Source organism: Rhodococcus sp. 66b (genome assembly GCF_002076325.1).
Classification (GTDB): Bacteria; Actinomycetota; Actinomycetes; order Mycobacteriales; family Mycobacteriaceae; genus Rhodococcus_F; species Rhodococcus_F erythropolis.
Map to the genome: position 1 here is coordinate 235,878 of NZ_MUZB01000006.1, position 16,328 is coordinate 252,205.

General features: G+C 63.0%; 18 protein-coding genes. 9 read left to right on the forward strand and 9 right to left on the reverse strand.

The annotated features are described in order from the left end of the window. The first annotated feature begins 9 nt into the window (after positions 1–9). The gene (locus B0E55_RS13535; protein WP_003940577.1) at positions 10–474 is read left to right on the forward strand and encodes a nucleoside deaminase; all 465 of its coding nucleotides are present in this window, start codon (positions 10–12) and stop codon (positions 472–474) included. Then, positions 471–1,802: a cytosine permease gene (gene codB, locus B0E55_RS13540; protein ID WP_020909293.1), complete on the forward strand. Its 1,332-nt coding sequence runs from the start codon at positions 471–473 to the stop codon at positions 1,800–1,802. The genes B0E55_RS13535 and codB overlap by 4 nt, the downstream gene beginning before the upstream one ends. A 94-nt stretch (positions 1,803–1,896) precedes the next feature. Here codB and B0E55_RS13545 read toward each other — a convergent pair whose 3' ends face one another. After that, complete coding sequence (locus B0E55_RS13545) at positions 1,897–2,748, reverse strand: mechanosensitive ion channel family protein (RefSeq protein ID WP_020970954.1); 852 nt, start codon at positions 2,746–2,748, stop codon at positions 1,897–1,899. Between the two features lie 80 nt (positions 2,749–2,828). On the opposite strand from B0E55_RS13545, the gene B0E55_RS13550 reads away from it, so the two are divergent. From B0E55_RS13550 to B0E55_RS13565, 4 genes are all read left to right on the forward strand, one after another. Then, entirely contained in the window at positions 2,829–3,467 is a 639-nt protein-coding gene (locus B0E55_RS13550) for a DUF2461 domain-containing protein (RefSeq protein WP_003939783.1), read from the forward strand. Between the two features lie 428 nt (positions 3,468–3,895). After that, positions 3,896–4,888, forward strand: coding sequence for an ABC transporter substrate-binding protein (locus B0E55_RS13555; protein WP_007729992.1), 993 nt, complete (start codon positions 3,896–3,898; stop codon positions 4,886–4,888). An 83-nt stretch (positions 4,889–4,971) separates the two neighbouring features. Next, positions 4,972–5,757: an alpha/beta fold hydrolase gene (locus tag B0E55_RS13560; protein WP_020909290.1), complete on the forward strand. Its 786-nt coding sequence runs from the start codon at positions 4,972–4,974 to the stop codon at positions 5,755–5,757. Positions 5,758–5,827: 70 nt separating this feature from the next. Continuing rightward, positions 5,828–6,556, forward strand: coding sequence for a Clp protease N-terminal domain-containing protein (locus tag B0E55_RS13565; protein ID WP_020909289.1), 729 nt, complete (start codon positions 5,828–5,830; stop codon positions 6,554–6,556). Positions 6,557–6,625: 69 nt separating this feature from the next. Here the strand turns inward: B0E55_RS13565 and B0E55_RS13570 are convergent, their stop codons facing one another. After that, positions 6,626–6,829, reverse strand: a complete 204-nt coding sequence (locus B0E55_RS13570) for a cold-shock protein (RefSeq protein ID WP_003939930.1) — start codon at positions 6,827–6,829, stop codon at positions 6,626–6,628. 388 nt (positions 6,830–7,217) lie between these two features. Here B0E55_RS13570 and B0E55_RS13575 point away from each other — a divergent pair, with 388 nt between their 5' ends. Further along, complete coding sequence (locus B0E55_RS13575; RefSeq protein ID WP_020909288.1) at positions 7,218–8,222, forward strand: ABC transporter substrate-binding protein; 1,005 nt, start codon at positions 7,218–7,220, stop codon at positions 8,220–8,222. A 46-nt stretch (positions 8,223–8,268) separates the two neighbouring features. Then, positions 8,269–8,988, forward strand: a complete 720-nt coding sequence (locus tag B0E55_RS13580) for a dienelactone hydrolase family protein (RefSeq protein WP_030536547.1) — start codon at positions 8,269–8,271, stop codon at positions 8,986–8,988. Here B0E55_RS13580 and B0E55_RS13585 read toward each other — a convergent pair whose 3' ends face one another. Next, positions 8,989–9,714: an SDR family NAD(P)-dependent oxidoreductase gene (locus B0E55_RS13585; protein ID WP_020909286.1), complete on the reverse strand. Its 726-nt coding sequence runs from the start codon at positions 9,712–9,714 to the stop codon at positions 8,989–8,991. Between the two features lie 72 nt (positions 9,715–9,786). On the opposite strand from B0E55_RS13585, the gene B0E55_RS13590 reads away from it, so the two are divergent. After that, positions 9,787–10,326, forward strand: a complete 540-nt coding sequence (locus tag B0E55_RS13590) for a MarR family winged helix-turn-helix transcriptional regulator (RefSeq protein WP_241896066.1) — start codon at positions 9,787–9,789, stop codon at positions 10,324–10,326. On the opposite strand, the gene B0E55_RS13595 is transcribed toward B0E55_RS13590, so the two are convergent. Genes B0E55_RS13595 through pcaH form a run of 6 tightly spaced genes read right to left on the reverse strand, consistent with a single transcriptional unit; the run spans position 10,327 to position 16,255 of the window. Next, positions 10,327–11,538, reverse strand: a complete 1,212-nt coding sequence (locus tag B0E55_RS13595) for an acetyl-CoA C-acetyltransferase (RefSeq protein WP_080909881.1) — start codon at positions 11,536–11,538, stop codon at positions 10,327–10,329. It abuts the gene before it with no gap. A gap of 24 nt (positions 11,539–11,562) precedes the next feature. Next, positions 11,563–12,387 carry an IclR family transcriptional regulator domain-containing protein gene (locus B0E55_RS13600; RefSeq protein WP_020909283.1) on the reverse strand — a complete coding sequence of 275 codons (825 nt, stop codon included), beginning with the start codon at positions 12,385–12,387 and terminating at the stop codon, positions 11,563–11,565. Continuing rightward, positions 12,384–13,565, reverse strand: coding sequence for a bifunctional 3-oxoadipate enol-lactonase/4-carboxymuconolactone decarboxylase PcaDC (gene pcaDC, locus B0E55_RS13605; RefSeq protein WP_080909882.1), 1,182 nt, complete (start codon positions 13,563–13,565; stop codon positions 12,384–12,386). The genes B0E55_RS13600 and pcaDC overlap by 4 nt, the downstream gene beginning before the upstream one ends. Next, entirely contained in the window at positions 13,562–14,890 is a 1,329-nt protein-coding gene (gene pcaB / locus B0E55_RS13610) for a 3-carboxy-cis,cis-muconate cycloisomerase (RefSeq protein WP_020970943.1), read from the reverse strand. Before pcaB ends, pcaDC begins: the two co-directional genes overlap by 4 nt. A gap of 11 nt (positions 14,891–14,901) precedes the next feature. Then, positions 14,902–15,543 carry a protocatechuate 3,4-dioxygenase subunit alpha gene (gene pcaG, locus B0E55_RS13615; protein WP_080909883.1) on the reverse strand — a complete coding sequence of 214 codons (642 nt, stop codon included), beginning with the start codon at positions 15,541–15,543 and terminating at the stop codon, positions 14,902–14,904. Next, positions 15,536–16,255 (reverse strand): protocatechuate 3,4-dioxygenase subunit beta, encoded by a 720-nt coding sequence (gene pcaH, locus B0E55_RS13620; protein ID WP_046379373.1) that lies wholly within the window; start codon positions 16,253–16,255, stop codon positions 15,536–15,538. The genes pcaG and pcaH overlap by 8 nt, the downstream gene beginning before the upstream one ends. Between the last annotated feature and the right edge of the window lie 73 nt (positions 16,256–16,328).

The following is a 16,328-nucleotide window of genomic DNA, read 5'->3' on the forward strand; positions in this document are numbered from 1 at the left end:
GGAGCGCACATGAACCACCCGGCACACACCGATGAGTATTTTCTCGGACTTGCGATCGAACAGGCGAAGATCGGTTGGGAGGAGGGCGGCGTGCCGATCGGCGCGGCGCTGATTCACCGCGGCGAGGTTCTCGCAGTCGGACGCAACCGCCGGGTCCAGATGAACAGCGCCATCCGTCATGGAGAGACCGACTGCATCGAGCGCGCCGGACGACTGCCGGCCTCGGTGTATCGCGAGTGTGTCCTCTACACGACTTTGTCACCGTGCTTCATGTGCGCCGGAACGGCGCGCCTGTACGAGATCCCTCGAATCGTAGTCGGCGAAAATCGTTCCTTCGAGGCGTCGGAAGAATGGTTGCGCAGCAGCGGAATTCAGGTCGACGTCGTCGATGACGCGGAGTGTGTGGCACTGATGGACCGCATGCTGGCCGAGCGCCCGAGCCTGTGGCTCGAAGACATCGGCGAAGTTGTATGAGCAGCGCCGTCGAACCTGCCACGGCCGCAAGCGATTCGGAGAGTGCAGGCCCCCCGGTCGATCCGGACTATCCCGTTAGTCCGGTTCCGCTTCATGCACGAAAGCCGTTCTTCTCGCTCGCGGTGGTGTTGCTGGGGTTCACCATCTTCACGCCGACGATGTTGGCCGGAGCAGCGCTCGGTACCGCGTTCTCGTTCTGGAAACTGATGGTGGTGATCGCCGCCGGATCCGCCATCTTGGGGGTCTACGTCGCCATGATGGGGTTCGTCGGAGCCCGAACCGGGCTGACAACAGTTGTGATGGCGCGCTACAGTTTCGGCACTCGCGGGTCCAAGCTCGCTTCGATCCTGCTGGGCGGTACCCAGATCGGCTGGTACGGAGTCATCATCGGCACGATCGGCGATCTCACCGCGCAGGCATTGGGCTGGGATTCCTATCTCGCGCGGGCGTCGGTGATGATCGCGGCGAGCATCTTGATGTGCATCACCGCCTGCTACGGCTACCGCGGAATGTATTGGGTCTCGCTCGTCTCGACGCCATTGATCCTGGCGTTGGCCTGCTGGGTCGTGTTCCGGTCCCTCGAGGAAGTCGGTGGGTTCTCCGGTCTGGTCTCGGTTCAACCGCAGACGACCATGACGATCGCGCTCGCAATCACCACTGTGGTCGGCACGTTTGTATCGGCGGGAACGCAAGCGCCCAACTGGACCAGGTTTGCCCGTTCCGGATCACAAGCGGTGTGGGCCTGCGTTATCGGGTTCCTCCTCGGAAACGGATTGATGATCCTGTTCGGTGCCATCGGAGCCATCACGTTCCACGAAGGTGACTTCGTGCTGATTCTCTACAACCTCGGGCTTGTCGGCTGGGGCTTGGTCTTGCTGTTCGGGAATCTCTGGAAGAGCAACGCCGACACCGCTTACGCCTTCGGGGTGGCCGGCGCCGAATTGTTCAGAAAGCCCCGCAAGACCCCTTTCGTCATCGGTGGGTGTGTGATCGGCACGGCGCTCGCTCTGACCGGTGTGCACAACCATCTTGTCGACTATCTGAGCCTGCTCGGAACGTTCATCCCGCCATTGGGCGGCGTGATCATCGCGGACTTCCTGTGCCGGTGGCGGCGCGGCATTCCCGAGGGATACACCCCGCAGCCGGTCCACTGGCGAAACCTCGCCGTCTATGCCGTCGCAGCGTTCCTCGCTTGGCTTTCCGGTGAGTTCGAGGTGGGAATCCCGCCGCTGATCGGAATCGTGGCAGCAATTGCTCTGACGATGTTCCTGCACAGGGTGTTTGGCAACAGCTCGGCAGATCGGGAGGTCTCGACCTCCACCGTCTGAATCGTGCTTCAGGCACCAGCGAGCCCCCGGTGGTTTCGACCCCGCCGGGGGCTCGCGTAATTGATGGAAAGGGCAGACGATTCCGTCTCAACCGTCAGCGCAGAACAGGCAGGTAAGGTGCCTCGATTCCCTGCTCTTCGAACGCAGTCAGCGCCGAGCGTGCAAATGCGCGCTGGACTGCCCACTGGCGCCCAGGCTTGACCTGCGCCGTCACTCGAATGGTAATTGCCTCGGCAGTAACCGAATTGACTCCCAGCATCTCCGGTTTGTCGATCATGTCCGCCCTGATCGGTTCGGACTCCGCCGCCTCGAGGACAGCTCGCGTCGCCACCTCGCACGCTTTGTGCACGTTCGCGTTGTGGGCGATCGGGAGATCGAGAACTGCAGTGGCGTAACCCTGACTCATGTTGCCCACTCGCAGGATTTCGCCATTGCGGCAGTACCACAAGGTGCCGTTGGCATCTCGAATCGTGGTGACACGCAGGCCCACTGTTTCGACGGTGCCGACCGCGTCGCCGAGATCGACGACGTCGCCGACACCGTACTGATCTTCCAGCAACATGAAGATGCCGGAGAGGAAGTCACGCACCAGGTTTTGTGCACCGAAACCGATGGCAAGACCGATGACGCCGGCGGATGCGATGAACGGCGCGACGTTGATCCCGAGGATGCCGAGGATCTGCAGCACACACCAGACGAGGATGACGATGGACACCGTCGATTTGAGTACCGAACCGATGGTCCGGGCTCGCTGCGATCGGCGCTCGTTCACCTTGGCGTTCGGAGACTTGCGAGGCTTCGACATTCGATCGATCCCGCGGTGCAGTGCGAAGCGCAGAACGACTGCGAGCGCCACGTAGATCGCGATCTCGACGGGTCGGTGTATCAGCCAGTCTCGGTTGGTGTCGGTCAGTTCCCATGCTTGTATTTCGGAAATCATCCCCATGCAGTCTACGGATTCCCACCGATTCGGGCATCGGTGCAGGGCAGGCGGTCCAAAGCCGTACAGGCAGCTAGGCTTACGCCATGGCTGCGTTCACTGGCATACCCGTTGCTGCACTCGACTTCTACGAAGACCTGGAGGCCGACAACAGCAAGACCTGGTGGGCAGCGCACAAGGAGACGTACGACGAAGTGGTTCGTCGTCCGATGGCGTCGTTGACCGCGGCGTTGGAGGACGAATTCGGCACGGCCAAGCTCTTTCGGCCATATCGTGACGTTCGATTCTCGAAGGACAAGATCCCGTACAAGACGCACCAGGGAGCGTTCGTCGGTCTCGCCGAGAGCTGCGGCTACTACGTGCAGATCGACGCGGCAGGGTTGATGGTGGCCGGTGGTTTCTACGCCAGCAGTTCGGAGACCATCGCGCGTTATCGTGCGGCTGTCGACGACGACGTTCGAGGGCCGGAGCTCGAGAAGATCCTGGCCTCCGTCGAGAAGGCCGGATTCACGATCGGCGGCGACAAGCTCAAGACGGCACCTCGCGGATACACGGTCGACCACCCGCGGATCGAATTGCTGCGTCACAAGTCGCTGACTGCTGGTCGTAGTTACCCAAGCCCGTCGTGGCTGGACAGCGCCAGGACATTGAAGGAAGTTCGCACAGCGTGGCGCGCACTGACGCCCTTGGTCGAATGGTCCGGACAGGTGCTCGGACCGAACTGACCGTCCGACAGAAAAGTGTGACGTAGCCGTAGGAGTGTTCACCTCGAGTTCATCGAAACTCGAGACGCCTGGGGCTAGCGTGGTGTGTGTAACCGAAAGTTTCGGCCCCGCTTCGAGTCGCAGCGCCGCAGTTCGAAGCCATTTTCTCTCGATCGACATCGTGAACAACCCGTGTCAGTGGAGACCATCATGGCTATGTTTCTCGCTCTCGTCCTGATCATCTCGGTCCTCGGAATCGTCGGCACCTACCTCGCGTTCAGTGCGGTCTACTTCGTCGAGATGCGCAAACTCGACAAGTAAGGGGTGCGAATTGGCCTGATTCGACTATTTCTGGGCCGATCGCGACGACCCTCCCTGCGTACGCTGTTAGGGCATCCTTATCCGCTCGCAACAGTGGATGATTCATTTCTTCTGGAGGTTCGACACGCATGCCCGCTCAATCCACGCTCTTGCTTCCCGAGGGCTACTCCGACAACCGCCTCGTTTCGGACCTCACACGTCGGCAGTTCGGCTTCGGCGCCGGGATCGCCGGACTGGGCGCGTTCCTGGCGGCCTGCGGTGACAGCGGGAGCAGTTCGGGTGAAACCGAAATGCGTTCTGTGACGACACCTCTCGGTACCTACGACATTCCCGTCAATCCGAAGAGGGTTGTCGCGATCGACTCACGGCTCGACCTGGAACCTGCTGTAGCGCTGGAACTTCCGCTCGTCGGCTACACGTACGCCCAGGCGACACCGTGGGTGCCTATCGATTCGTCGGTGCCGTTCCTGTCGGAGATCCCCAACCGCGAACAGATCTTGGCACTCGAGCCCGACCTGATCGTGTGCCTCAACTACGAGAGCGAGTGGTGGCCGGTAGCCGAGATGTCCACCATCGCGCCGGTTCTGACGACCGAGTTCACCGACGACTGGCGTACAAACCTCTCGCGGCTGTCGGGCTGGCTCGGTCGAACGGCCACACTCGATCGATTGACGCTCGACTACGACAATCTGATTTCCGACATCCGCAGTCGTCATGCCGAGAAGATTGCGTCCAAAACCGTTGCCAGTGTCTCGTTCATGCCAGACACGAACACGCTGTACGTCACGAGCATCCGTACGTCCGAGAAGGGCGACAAGCCCAGCGACATGACGCTCGGCGACATCGGTGGCAAAACTGCCACCTCGGAGGGCCTCGATCCCGAAGGCGGCGTCAGCCTCGAAGGCCTCGATGTGCTGGCTGGCGTCGACGGCTTCATGATCACCGAAAACGAGGACAGTGCCGCGTACCAGGCATTGGTGGCGAGCAAGCTGTGGCAGCGACTCCCGGCAGTGCAGGCTGGCAACGTCACCAGTCTGGGCGGCTCCACGTTCTACGGTTCGATCTACACGATTTCATACGTGGCACAGGGTTGGGATGCCCTGTACAACAAGATCAGCTGAAGCCTCTGCCGACCGGACCGATGAGTTTCGGTAACGCGGGCGGTCTAATCAGGTAGGCATTGACCAAACCTGAGGAGATCGACGTGCAAACAGGGCAATCCCCAGCGGTAGTGCAATCCCGCGACGGCACGACCATCGCATACGAACGCTCCGGTGCCGGACCAGCAGTGGTTCTGGTTGCCGGAGCGTTCTGCGATCGAGGATGGTTCGATTCTCTCGCTGCTGCGTTGGCGGCGGACTTCACGGTGTACTCGTACGACAGGCGGGGACGCGGGGACAGCGGTGACAGTCGTGCGTTCTCGATCGACGCCGAGGTGGAGGACTTGCGAGCGGTCGTCGCTGCCACCGGTGAAACGCCGCTGGTCTACGGATTGTCGTCGGGTGCTGCGCTGGCTTTGGAAGCCGCTGCGCAGGCCGTTCCGATGCGTAAGCTCGCCGTCTACGAGGCGCCGTACATGGACGACGACCAGCGTGACGAGACTGCCCAAAGTGACCTGGAGCGGTTGATCGCGGCCGGCGACAGGGAAGGTGCTGTGACGCGTTTTCTGGATCTGACCGGTGCATCCCCGGAGATGGTCGACGAGATCAAGCGGAGTGCCGATTGGCCCGACATGTGCGCCATCGCGCACACCTTGCCTTACGACGTCGCCGTGTGTGATCACGGCTGTCAGTCGCTCGACTGGCTTGCCTCCATTACCGTCCCCACCTTGGTCATGTACGGCGGTGACAGTGGTCAATGGGCACCTGCCTCGGCGACGAGAATCGCTGCAAAAGTCTCGGGGACAAAGACTTTGGAGATCCCCGGTCAGGGGCACGGCGTTGCCGACGACGCTATTGTCCCGGCTCTGCGAGAGTTCTTTTCCGGCTAATCGCTGTGCGGCGAAAACGATCGTCAACCTAGGGTTGACGTTTTCGATTGCGTCAACCTATGGTTGACGCATGAGCAAGCCAGTGGAAATGACCAACAAGGTTCGACTCGACGACCTCATCGACGCGATCAAGAAGGTGCACACCGACGCGCTCGACCAACTTTCCGACGCCGTGATCGCAGCTGATCATCTCGGTGAAGTTGCAGATCACCTGATCGGCCACTTCGTCGACCAGGCGCGCAGGTCGGGAGCGTCGTGGACGGAGATCGGTGCGAGCATGGGTGTGTCGAAGCAGGCTGCGCAGAAGCGTTTTGTTCCCAAGGTGCCGAGTGATCAGAAGCCGATGGATCCGAACGAAGGGTTCAACCGGTTCACTCCCCGGGCGAAGAACGTCGTCATGGCCTCGCAGAACGAAGCCCGCGCCGCCGGTAACGCAGAGATCCAGCCGGAGCACCTGCTCCTGGGGCTTGTCGAGGAGCCTGCCGGGTTGGCTGCGAAGGCGATAGTGGCGCAGGGGGTGGAGCTCAGGTCCGTCCGAGCTGCAGTGGCCGGTGTACTCCCGGCTCCGACTTCCGAACTGCCAGAACTTATTCCGTACGACGCTCGCGCGCGCAAGGTGCTGGAACTGACGTTCCGTGAGGCTCTTCGCCTGGGCCACAACTACATCGGAACCGAGCACATCCTGCTCGCGCTGCTCGAACTCGAAGACGGATCAGGTGTTCTGGCTGATCTCGGAATCTCGAAGTCGGTTGCGGAGTCGAATATCGTGGGAGCGTTGGCCGTCATTCAGGATCAGTGATTCATATGTGAATCTCATGCAGAAGAGGGCCGCACCCTTGCGGGTGCGGCCCTCTTCTTGTGTCACTGATTAGACAGCGCGCACATTGGTGGCCTGAGGACCCTTCTGGCCCTGGCCAACCTCGAACTCCACACGCTGGTTCTCGTCGAGCGACTTGTAGCCGTTGCCCGAGATTTCAGAGTAATGAACGAACACGTCCGGTGTTCCGTCGTCGGGAGCGATGAAACCAAAGCCCTTTTCGCCGTTGAACCACTTCACGATGCCCTGTGCCATACCGATACTCCCTACAAACTCGATCCGGGCCCTCACATCGAAGTCCCGATCTCGATGTGTCTATCCTCCCACGCCGCGCAAGTCGAACGGTGGGCGACGTGCAAAAGACGGTAATTCGGAAGCTTTCGAGGAGGGAATGGCAACTGATCTTCGACTGATTTTCGACGCTGGAGCGCCCCGATCGCCGAAGGCAGGGACTGGTGGCTCGCCCAACTGCCTGCGGTGATAGATCAGCGGGAATGTACTTGTCCGCTCGAGAACGGTCCATAGTTGTCGCTCCGATCTCTCGGAATCGCAAACGTAGGAACCCTATGGAAGATGAGGGTGGGCTAACCTCTCATTCGCTGTGCCCTCGGCGCGCGCAGCAGCCGAGAAGGAGAGTGCATACATGTACGGAACGATTTGTGAATCCACGACGTCTGAACTGGTGGACCAGCTCAGTCGCCGTGGGTTCTTCGGCGTCGGCGCTGTGGCAGCGGCCGCCATCCTTGCGGGTTGTTCGACTACGTCAGATGCCGCTGATGCCGGCGAACGACGCGAGGTGATCAATGCGCTCGGCACCACCACGATCTCGGGGAAGCCGGAAAGGATCGTTGTTGCCAGCGACTTCACGGATCTCGAATTCCTGCTCTCTCTCGGCGTTCACCCAGTCGCCTACGGCAATACGGGTGCGTGGGACCGCGGTGCACTGCCTTGGCAGAGCACCGCTGGAATAGCCGATCTCGAAAGCTTCGACACCACAGGCGAAATCAGCCCGGAAATCATCGCGCGCTACTCACCGGATCTCATCATCGGAATGAAGACCTATCTCGAACCGGCAGCCGAGAGGCTCAGCCAGATCGCGCCGGTCATCGCGCTGGACTGGACCACCTCGTGGCGTGACGGCGTCGCCACGGTCGGGCAGGCCGCTTTTGTCGACGAGGCCGCTGCTGCAGCGATCGCCCGGACCGACGCTCTGATCTCCGACACCGCCGCTTCGCTGAATGGCTTGGGTGGCAAGACGATCATGATCGGCTCGATGTACGGCGATCAGTTGTATGTGCAGGGGGATGCCAGTGCGCCCGGGGTTCTGCTGCGCGAACTCGGACTCAACTATCGCGGATACAACGCCGAGCAGATGACTGCGCTGTCGATGGAGCAGGCGGAGGTACTCGCACCCGCAGACATTTTGCTCAGCCTCGCTTCTGATCAGGAAGCGACGACGAGGTTGGAGAACTTCGCAGTTTTCCAGAACCTCCCCGCGGTGAAGGCGCGAGCCTATGCGCCGGTCGAACTTCTGCTCTCGAATGCCTTTGTCGACAATTTCGGTCCACTGAGCGCGCCGTACGCCTTGCCGCAGCTCGCCGAGGTCTTGACCGGGCTTGCGGCGGGCCAGGGAAAACAGCTCCCCTGACCTCGCTTCCGAGCCTACGGACGCAGCGTCGGCCTAGCATCGAGACATGGTGGACATAGATCTGACGGGCCGCGCCGCAGTAGTCGGCGGATCACAACCGCTGCGAGCGATACTCGAAACACCCACTACCCCCGGCCCGTGGCCGGGGGTAGTGATGATTCACGAGGCCTTCGGGCTCGAGGAGGTGATGCAGCGGCAAGCCAAGCGGCTGGCCGCTGCGGGGTTCTTGACGCTTGCTGTCGACCTCTACAGCGCGGGCGGGGCGAAGCGGTGCCTCGTGCCCACCATGACGTCGATGCTTCGAGGACACGGCAAGGCGTTCACCGACATCGAAGTCGCTCGCAGTTGGCTGGTGGAATCCCCGGACTGCACCGGAAAGATCGGTGTCATCGGATTCTGCATGGGCGGCGGCTTCGCGATGGTCAGCGCCGGAGATTTCGACGCTGCCTCGGTCAACTACGGTCAGCTTCCACGCAAACTCGATGAGGCAGTGGTGGATGCGTGCCCGATCGTCGGGAGTTTCGGAGGCAAGGACTTCTCGCTCCGCGGCGCGGCAGCGAAACTGGAGACGGCGCTCAGCAATGCCGGTATCGAGAACGACGTCAAGGAGTACCCCACCGCCGGCCACGCGTTCCTCAACGACGCGGAGGCCGGACCCAAGGTGCTTCGTCCGTTGGAGCGCATCCTCGGAATCGGTCCCGATCCTGTTGCAGCGCAGGATGCCTGGAAGCGAATCGACTCGTTCTTCGAGCGTCACCTGGCATGATCAGCGACTGGTTCTCTCACCGCCGTTGACTGCCAATACCTGACCGGTGATCTGCCGGGCGCCCGGTGAGGCCAAGAAGTGGACGGCTGATGCGATGTCGTCCGGTGTTCCGGCGCGCTTGGTGCTGGTGGACTCGATCAGCATCGCGCGACGCTCGTCCGTCAGAAAGTCTCGGAAGAACTCGGTGTCGGCGATGTAGCCGGGGGAGACGATGTTCGCGGTGATGCCTTCGGGGCCCAGTTCGGCGGCCAGATCGATATTCCACGTCGCAACTGCGGCTTTGGCAGCGCCGTACGCGCCCGCGCCCTTGTCGGCGGCAATCGATCCGATGGTGATGACGGCACCGCCGCTGGGGATTCGATCGCGAACTGCGGCTGTAGTCAGCACTGCCGAGATGAGATTGGAGTCCAGATTCGCACGCCACCCGGCGGCCAGGGATTCCAGATCTGACGGTGCTTCGCGATCGAAGTCCGTGTTGCCACCGGCGCAGTGCACCACGACGTCGATGGTTCCCGGAAGCGAATCCTGCAGCCGCTTCAGGTCTTTCGGGTCGGAGTTGTCACACGTCAAGGCGTGAACATCGGAACCCAACTCCTCTGCGGTCTTTTCGAGTGGTTCCGTGCGTCGGCCGGTGACAAAAACTGTGTCTCCGTCTCGGGCGAACGCCGCTGCAACTGCGCGCCCGATCCCTGTTCCGCCGCCGGTTACCAGAACTGTGCGTGTCATGCCTACCTCCGTGAGCTACGTTTAGACCTATACGAAGAACGTATCATTTAGAGCTAAATGAGGTGTGCAGTGGTGGGCGACTACAACCCGGACGACGCAGTGGACGCGGTTGCGTTGGCCTGGCTTCGCGAAAGGCCGGGCACGCCCGTAGAGGGTATCGGCATTGTGACCAGGCTGTGGATGTGTGCCAAGCTGCTCGGAGAGGATCGCCGACGGGTACTCGCCTCGGCCGGTGCGGACACAGCCACGCTGGACCTACTCAGTGTCCTGCGGCGATCTGGCGAGCCGTATCAGTTGACGACTCGCCAGATCACCGAGCAGACCGGAGTCACGGCCGGTGCGATCTCGCAGCGACTCGCGCGCGCGGAGAACGCGGGTCTGGTGGAGAGGTCTTCCGCCGCGCAAGGGTCACGAATAGTGCTCGTGACCCTCACTGCCGCCGGTCACGAGCTGGTGGAGCGATTGGTGGACCGAGTCCTCGGCCGTGAAGCCGAACTGACGTCGATTCTCACCGAGCAGCAGCAGGCCGAACTCACCGAACTGCTGCGTGTCTTTCTCGACGGTCTACGCGGCGAACTCGGTGACCCTGGCGTCGCGCACGTCGGGGCTTGATCAGGACAGGCGCTCGAACACTGCAGCCAGGCCCTGCCCGCCGCCGATGCACATCGTCTCGAGGCCGTAACGCGCTTCGCGACGGTCCATCTCGCGCAACAGGGTGGCCAGGATTCGGCCACCCGTGGCACCGACCGGATGGCCGAGGGAGATGCCGGAGCCGTTGGGGTTGACGCGTGGGTCGTCGGCTTCGAGCTTCCAACTCTGCAGGACTGCAAGTGCTTGTGCCGCAAAGGCTTCGTTGAGTTCGATGACATCCACGTCCGCCAGGGTCAATCCGAGGCGGCCGAGTGCCTTCTCCGACGCCGGGACGGGACCGATGCCCATGGTGCGCGGGGGAACTCCGGCAACGCTCCAACTCGCCAGGCGTGCGAGGGGTCGCAGTCCGAGTGCGCGGGCTTTGTCTGCGGTGGTGACGATCGCCAGCGCTGCGCCGTCGTTCTGGCCGCTGGCATTACCTGCCGTCACGGTGGAGTCCGGGTCGATCTTTGCGCGCATGGGACGAAGGCGTGCAAGCGATTCCATCGAAGTGTCGGCCCGCGGATGCTCGTCGGTGTCGACGAGCAGGGCCTCACCCTTGCGCTGCGGAACGGATACCGGAACGATTTCCTCGGCGAAGACGCCGTTCTTCTGTGCCGCAACAGCACGCTGATGCGACTGCACCGCGAGTGCGTCCTGATCTTCGCGGCTGATGGAGAACTCGGCGCGCAGGTTCTCTGCCGTTTCGATCATTCCGCCGGGAACCGGGAAGTCGCGTCCGCCGGCTGTCACGCGGGCGCGCGCGAGACGATCGCTGAGCGCAACACCTTCACCCTTGACACCCCAACGCATTCCGGTTGCGTAGAACTCAGCCTGGCTCATCGACTCGGCACCACCCGCGAGGACCAGATCACTGCCACCGGACTGAACCTGCATGACGGCCTGGATGATCGCCTGCAATCCCGACCCGCACCGGCGATCCACCTGCATGCCGGGAACATCGACGCCCAGACCGGCGTTGAGCGCCGCGATGCGTCCGATCGCCGGAGCTTCACCGTTCGGCGAAGCCTGGCCGAGAATGACGTCGTCGATCTCCGCGCCGGAAATGCCGGTACGCGTGACGAGTTCGGCGATCAACGTCGAGGCGAGATCTTCCGGGGCTACGTCACGGAATACACCGCCGAAGCGGCCGACAGGGGTGCGGAGCGGTTCACAGATGACAACGTCAGGCATTGGTTCTTCCTTGGGTCTGCTCGGTCAGCGAGTGGCAGCCGAGTGGTTGTTGGACGACTGAGTACGTCCGAGATCGACGGAGATGGCGTCCGCGGTGGCGACTGCGGCCGGAACCAGTTCACCGCGAACAGCTTCGGCGCTGTAGCGGGCGGCTTGGGTGGAGATGTTGACAGCCGCGACCACATCACCGGTTGCGTCCCGGATGGGTGCGGCGAGCGAGCGCAGACCCTCTTCGAGTTCCTGATCGACAATCGCGAATCCGTCGGCGCGAATCTTCTCGAGTTCGGCACGCAGACCGTCGGCGGTGGAGATGGTCTTGCCGGTCAGGCGGGTGAAGGACACTCGGGCGAGGTAGGCGTCCAGTGCGTCGTCCGGCAAGCCGGCGAGCAGAACTCGACCCATGGATGTGGCGTACGCGGGAAAGCGCGTGCCGATGGTGATGGAAACCGTCATGATGCGGCTGACCGGAACCCGGGCCACGTACACGACGTCGTCACCGTCGAGGATCGACACGGACGTGGATTCACGGACCTTGGCGGACAAGGCTTCCAGATGCGGCCCGGCGATCTCGGGAAGGGACAGACTGGAGAGGTAGCTGTAGCCGAGTTCGAGGACACGGGGCGTCAACCAGAACACCGAACCGTCAGTACGTACGTATTCGAGTTCGACGAGCGTGAGCAGGAAGCGGCGAGCGGTCGCACGCGTGAGATCGGTGTGCCTGGCAACCTCGCTGAGGGTGCGACGCGGGTGCTCACCGTCGAAAGCCTTGATGACGGACAGTCCACGTGCCAGCGACTGCACGTAGTCCGGTGACGGGCCCGGCGCTTGCTCGCTGCTGTTCTCACTCATGTCGTCTCGTTCTCCTCAGGTTCGGCCGAGAGGTCTGCGAGTGCTTGCTTTCCCAGCGCAAAAGCCAAGTTGCTGTTCGGCACACCCGCATAAACCGCGGTATGGAGAAATACTTCCACGAGTTCGTCGGGATCGATCCCGGCACGCAGCGCAGCGCGAATGTGCATGTCGAGTTCGTGTTCGTTGCCGACGGCAGTGAGGATCGCGAGAGTGAGGAGCCTACGGGTGTGGTGATCGAGGCCGGGGCGTGACCAGATGTCGCCCCACGCCGTACGAGTGATGAAGTCCTGGAACGGGGCCGTGAACTCGGTGGCACCGGCGATGGAACGGTCGACGTGGGCGTCGCCGAGCACCTGACGTCGTACGGTCATGCCAGCCGACACCGCGGCGCTACGTTGGGCGAGCGCAGATGTGTGCGAGGCAATATGCGTTGCAAGCAGTTTGGTGACGCGCCCGGCCTGTTCGACGTTGGCGAGGTGTGCGCCGGGATCGACCACGTGCAGTACCGCATCGGCGATACCGTCGGCGATCGCGCTCAACGTCGTCGGAGGTGTCGACGGATCCTGCTCGCCCGCGACGAGGAGCGTCGGAGCGACGATGCGGGCCAGGTCGGCACGGCCGTCCCACACCGAAAGCGCCTCGCAGCAGGCGGCATAACCCTCGTCGGGTGTGGCTTCGACCATCGCGACGTGGCGGGCGACAAGCTCCGGATCGTTTTCGGCCAGTCCCGGCGTGAACCAGCGTCCGACGACGGCGGCCGCGATGGACGCGATGCCGTCCGCACGGACAGCCTGCGCACGATCGATCCACGGCTGAGCCGGGGCGAACTGCGAGGACGTGCACATCAACGTCAACGTCTCGACGCGAGTGGGGTGGTGCGCGGCGATCCATTGGCTGACAGCGCCGCCGAGGGAGAGCCCAACGAGATGTACGGACTCGAGTTCGAGCGAATCGAGGAGAGCGATGACATCGCCGGCGAGATCGGCAATGGAGTAGGGGCCCGCAGGCACCGGTGACTTGCCGTGGCCGCGATGGTCGACGGCGATGACGCGGTAGCGATTCGACAGCGCGTGAATCTGCGGCTGCCACATGGACAGATCGGATCCGAGTGAACCCAGGAGAACCACTGCCGGGGCATCGGGATTGCCGGTCTGTTGAAAGTTGAGCGCGACGCTCATCGAGATCCTCCTGTGGGGCGTTCGGCGAGGGCGCGGTCGACCAGATCGGTGGCGTGGCCCAGATAGTGTGCGGGGTCGAGTAGTTCGGCGATCTCGGTTTCGCTCAGGTGCTCTGCGATGGCGGGATCACGATCCAACCTGGTTCCGGAAGTGGCTGCCGCGGTGACGATGTCGCGTGCTCGATCAGTGTGTGCGGACAGGGCCTTGGTGACACGCTCGGCGAGAATCAGGCCACCGGTGATGTCGAGATTACGAGCCATCGACTCGGTGTGTACTTGCAGGCCGGTGAGGCTCACGGAAAGCTGGTGCGCTGCTCCGCCTGCCAGACGCAGGAGATCGGTGACGGTTTCCCACTCGGCGTGCCAGGGGCCTGCGGCGCGAGCGAATTCGTGATCCATGTTCGACAGGGCTGTGGCCACCAGTGCGGGAGCACGTCGCGCTGCTGCGCGGGCGGTGATCGCGGCAACCGGATTCTGCTTGTGCGGCATGGCCGATGAGCCGCCCGGAGCGCTCTCGGCGACCTCGGACAGCTCGGTGGACGCCATGACGGTGATGTCGGTGGCGGGCTTGGAAACGGCGCCGGCGACGATACCGAGTGTGGTCGCGAGTTCTGCGATGGTCACGCGGTCGGTGTGCCAGGGAGTGACCTGCCTGGCCAGACCGAGTTCGTCGGCCAGCGCGTCCGCGATCCTGAGCCCGTCGGGATACAACGCAGCGAGTGTTCCTGCGGCTCCGCCGAATTGAACCGGCAACGTGGACAGCACGATTTCGAGACGAATCGCTGCGGCGTCGAGTGCGGTGAACCAACTCGATGCCAGTAGCCCGAAGGTGGTCGGAAGTGCTTGTTGTCCCAGGGTTCTCGCGACCATCGGAGTAGAGCGATGGATGCGGGCGAGGTGGGCGGCGGAATCGGCGGCGCGGGTCAGGTCGGCCAGAACCACTGTGCCCGCGCGTCGCGTCAACAGCATCAGCGCACAGTCCATGATGTCCTGACTGGTGGCGCCCGGGTGCACCACGGAGGCAGGCACACCTTCCTGTCCCACCCTTTCGCGCAGCATCTTCACCAGCGGAATGACGGGATTTCCGCCGGTGGCCGACGCGCGGCCGAGCGCCACGATGTCCAGGCCGCCCGGTTGTGAGAGTTCAGCTGCGGCGGTCGCCACCGCGGCGCAATGTTCCCCGTCGGCCAACCCGACAGTGGCCATCGCACAACTCAGTGCGGCTTCCACGTCGAGCAGCGCGGTGACCCACGCCTGGTCGGACAGGTGCTCCGATACTCGGGTGGCCCCGAACACCGGATCGAACAGTGCGCCGCGAGTGGGCATGTGTACTCCTCTTACAGCTCGAAGAAGGGCGTCTCGACGCCGTTCGCGTCCTCGTCCTGAACATAGACCGTCCAGGAGTACCCACCGTCGACCTTGGTTGCAACCAACTTCGCGCGTTCGGTTTCGCTCAGTGAGGACAGCACCGGATCTGTCGCATGTGCGCCGGCGTCCTCGGGGAAGTACAAGCGGGTGACCAGGCGGTCGAGCATGCCGCGAGCGAAGACCGACACGTTCACGTGTGGGGCCTCGTCCGCATCCGTTTCAGTGGGCTGCGCTCCGGGCTTGACGGTGTGGACCAGTGCGGTACCGGTGGAATCTGCTGCGCTGCGGGCGAATCCGCGAAAGCCAGCCGGAGTGAGGTCCACTGCACCGCGGGGATCGTCCGGATGGTTGAAGCGCCCGAGCGTATCGGCCTGCCATGTTTCGATCATCGCGTCAGCGACGGGTGTACGGGCGCCGTCGATCACCGTGATGGCCAGCGTGATTCGTCCGGGGGTGTCGGTCGGGGCAGCGTCGGGGCCGTCCGTCCAGGGGAGGCCGATGTGCCAGTACGGTCCGACGGTCTGAGAGGGCGTGACCCCGAAGGGGGCGGTGGTGAAGTCGCCGGGGACGACCGGATAAGTGGGTGCGGGCTTCGCGGTGCGATCAGTCATCGTGGTCTTCCTCGTTTTCGAATACGGAGGCATTACGGCCGCGCAGGACGATGTCGAAGCGGAACCCGAGAGCCCAGTTGGGGACTGTGGCGTCGTAGTCGAAGACGCTGACCATGCGGTGACGGGCTTCTTCGGGCACTGAGTTGTAGATCGGGTCCTGGAAGAACATCGGATCTTCGGGGAAGTACATCTGCGTCACGAGGCGCTGCGTGAATGCCGTGCCGAACAGCGAGAAATGGATGTGGGCCGGTCGCCAGGCGTTGTCGTGGTTCATCCACGGGTAGGCGCCCGGCTTGATCGTGGTGAAGCTGTAGTGGCCGTTCGCGTCGGTCACGCAGCGACCGAGCCCGTTGAAGAACGGGTCCAGCGGCGCGGGCCAGTTGTCGCCGGTGTGGCGGTAGCGTCCACCGGCGTTGGCCTGCCACACCTCGAGCAGTGTGTGGGGGACCGGCTTTCCGTCGCCGTCGAGTACACGGCCGTGAACGACGATGCGCTGTCCCTGTGCTTCGCCGCCGTTGGCAATGGTCAGGTCGTTTTCGCCGGCGCCGACGCGATCTTCGCCGAATACCGGCCCGGTGAGCTCCGTGAGGCGCTGGGGGAGCAGCTTGAGCGGTTGCTTCGGGTGGCGAAGGGAAGTGGTCTTGTAGTCCGCGAAATCGGCCGGGGCGTTGACGCCAGTCGGCCGCTGGTACCTCGGCGGTAGATGCAGCATAGGGAACCTCGTCGTTCGGTTACGTGAAGTTGTTCGCAATGTGTACATGTGTTGCGCTCTGCGAACAGAATAG

What these genes read in the sequence shown, in the direction of transcription:
- B0E55_RS13535 (WP_003940577.1), top strand. Translation starts at nt 10, where the DNA reads ATGAACCACCCGGCACACACCGATGAGTATTTTCTCGGACTTGCGATC.
- codB (WP_020909293.1), top strand. Translation starts at nt 471, where the DNA reads ATGAGCAGCGCCGTCGAACCTGCCACGGCCGCAAGCGATTCGGAGAGT.
- B0E55_RS13545 (WP_020970954.1), bottom strand. Translation starts at nt 2,748, where the DNA reads ATGGGGATGATTTCCGAAATACAAGCATGGGAACTGACCGACACCAAC.
- B0E55_RS13550 (WP_003939783.1), top strand. Translation starts at nt 2,829, where the DNA reads ATGGCTGCGTTCACTGGCATACCCGTTGCTGCACTCGACTTCTACGAA.
- B0E55_RS13555 (WP_007729992.1), top strand. Translation starts at nt 3,896, where the DNA reads ATGCCCGCTCAATCCACGCTCTTGCTTCCCGAGGGCTACTCCGACAAC.
- B0E55_RS13565 (WP_020909289.1), top strand. Translation starts at nt 5,828, where the DNA reads ATGAGCAAGCCAGTGGAAATGACCAACAAGGTTCGACTCGACGACCTC.
- B0E55_RS13570 (WP_003939930.1), bottom strand. Translation starts at nt 6,829, where the DNA reads ATGGCACAGGGCATCGTGAAGTGGTTCAACGGCGAAAAGGGCTTTGGT.
- B0E55_RS13575 (WP_020909288.1), top strand. Translation starts at nt 7,218, where the DNA reads ATGTACGGAACGATTTGTGAATCCACGACGTCTGAACTGGTGGACCAG.
- B0E55_RS13580 (WP_030536547.1), top strand. Translation starts at nt 8,269, where the DNA reads ATGGTGGACATAGATCTGACGGGCCGCGCCGCAGTAGTCGGCGGATCA.
- B0E55_RS13585 (WP_020909286.1), bottom strand. Translation starts at nt 9,714, where the DNA reads ATGACACGCACAGTTCTGGTAACCGGCGGCGGAACAGGGATCGGGCGC.
- B0E55_RS13595 (WP_080909881.1), bottom strand. Translation starts at nt 11,538, where the DNA reads ATGCCTGACGTTGTCATCTGTGAACCGCTCCGCACCCCTGTCGGCCGC.
- B0E55_RS13600 (WP_020909283.1), bottom strand. Translation starts at nt 12,387, where the DNA reads ATGAGTGAGAACAGCAGCGAGCAAGCGCCGGGCCCGTCACCGGACTAC.
- pcaDC (WP_080909882.1), bottom strand. Translation starts at nt 13,565, where the DNA reads ATGAGCGTCGCGCTCAACTTTCAACAGACCGGCAATCCCGATGCCCCG.
- pcaB (WP_020970943.1), bottom strand. Translation starts at nt 14,890, where the DNA reads ATGCCCACTCGCGGCGCACTGTTCGATCCGGTGTTCGGGGCCACCCGA.
- pcaG (WP_080909883.1), bottom strand. Translation starts at nt 15,543, where the DNA reads ATGACTGATCGCACCGCGAAGCCCGCACCCACTTATCCGGTCGTCCCC.
- pcaH (WP_046379373.1), bottom strand. Translation starts at nt 16,255, where the DNA reads ATGCTGCATCTACCGCCGAGGTACCAGCGGCCGACTGGCGTCAACGCC.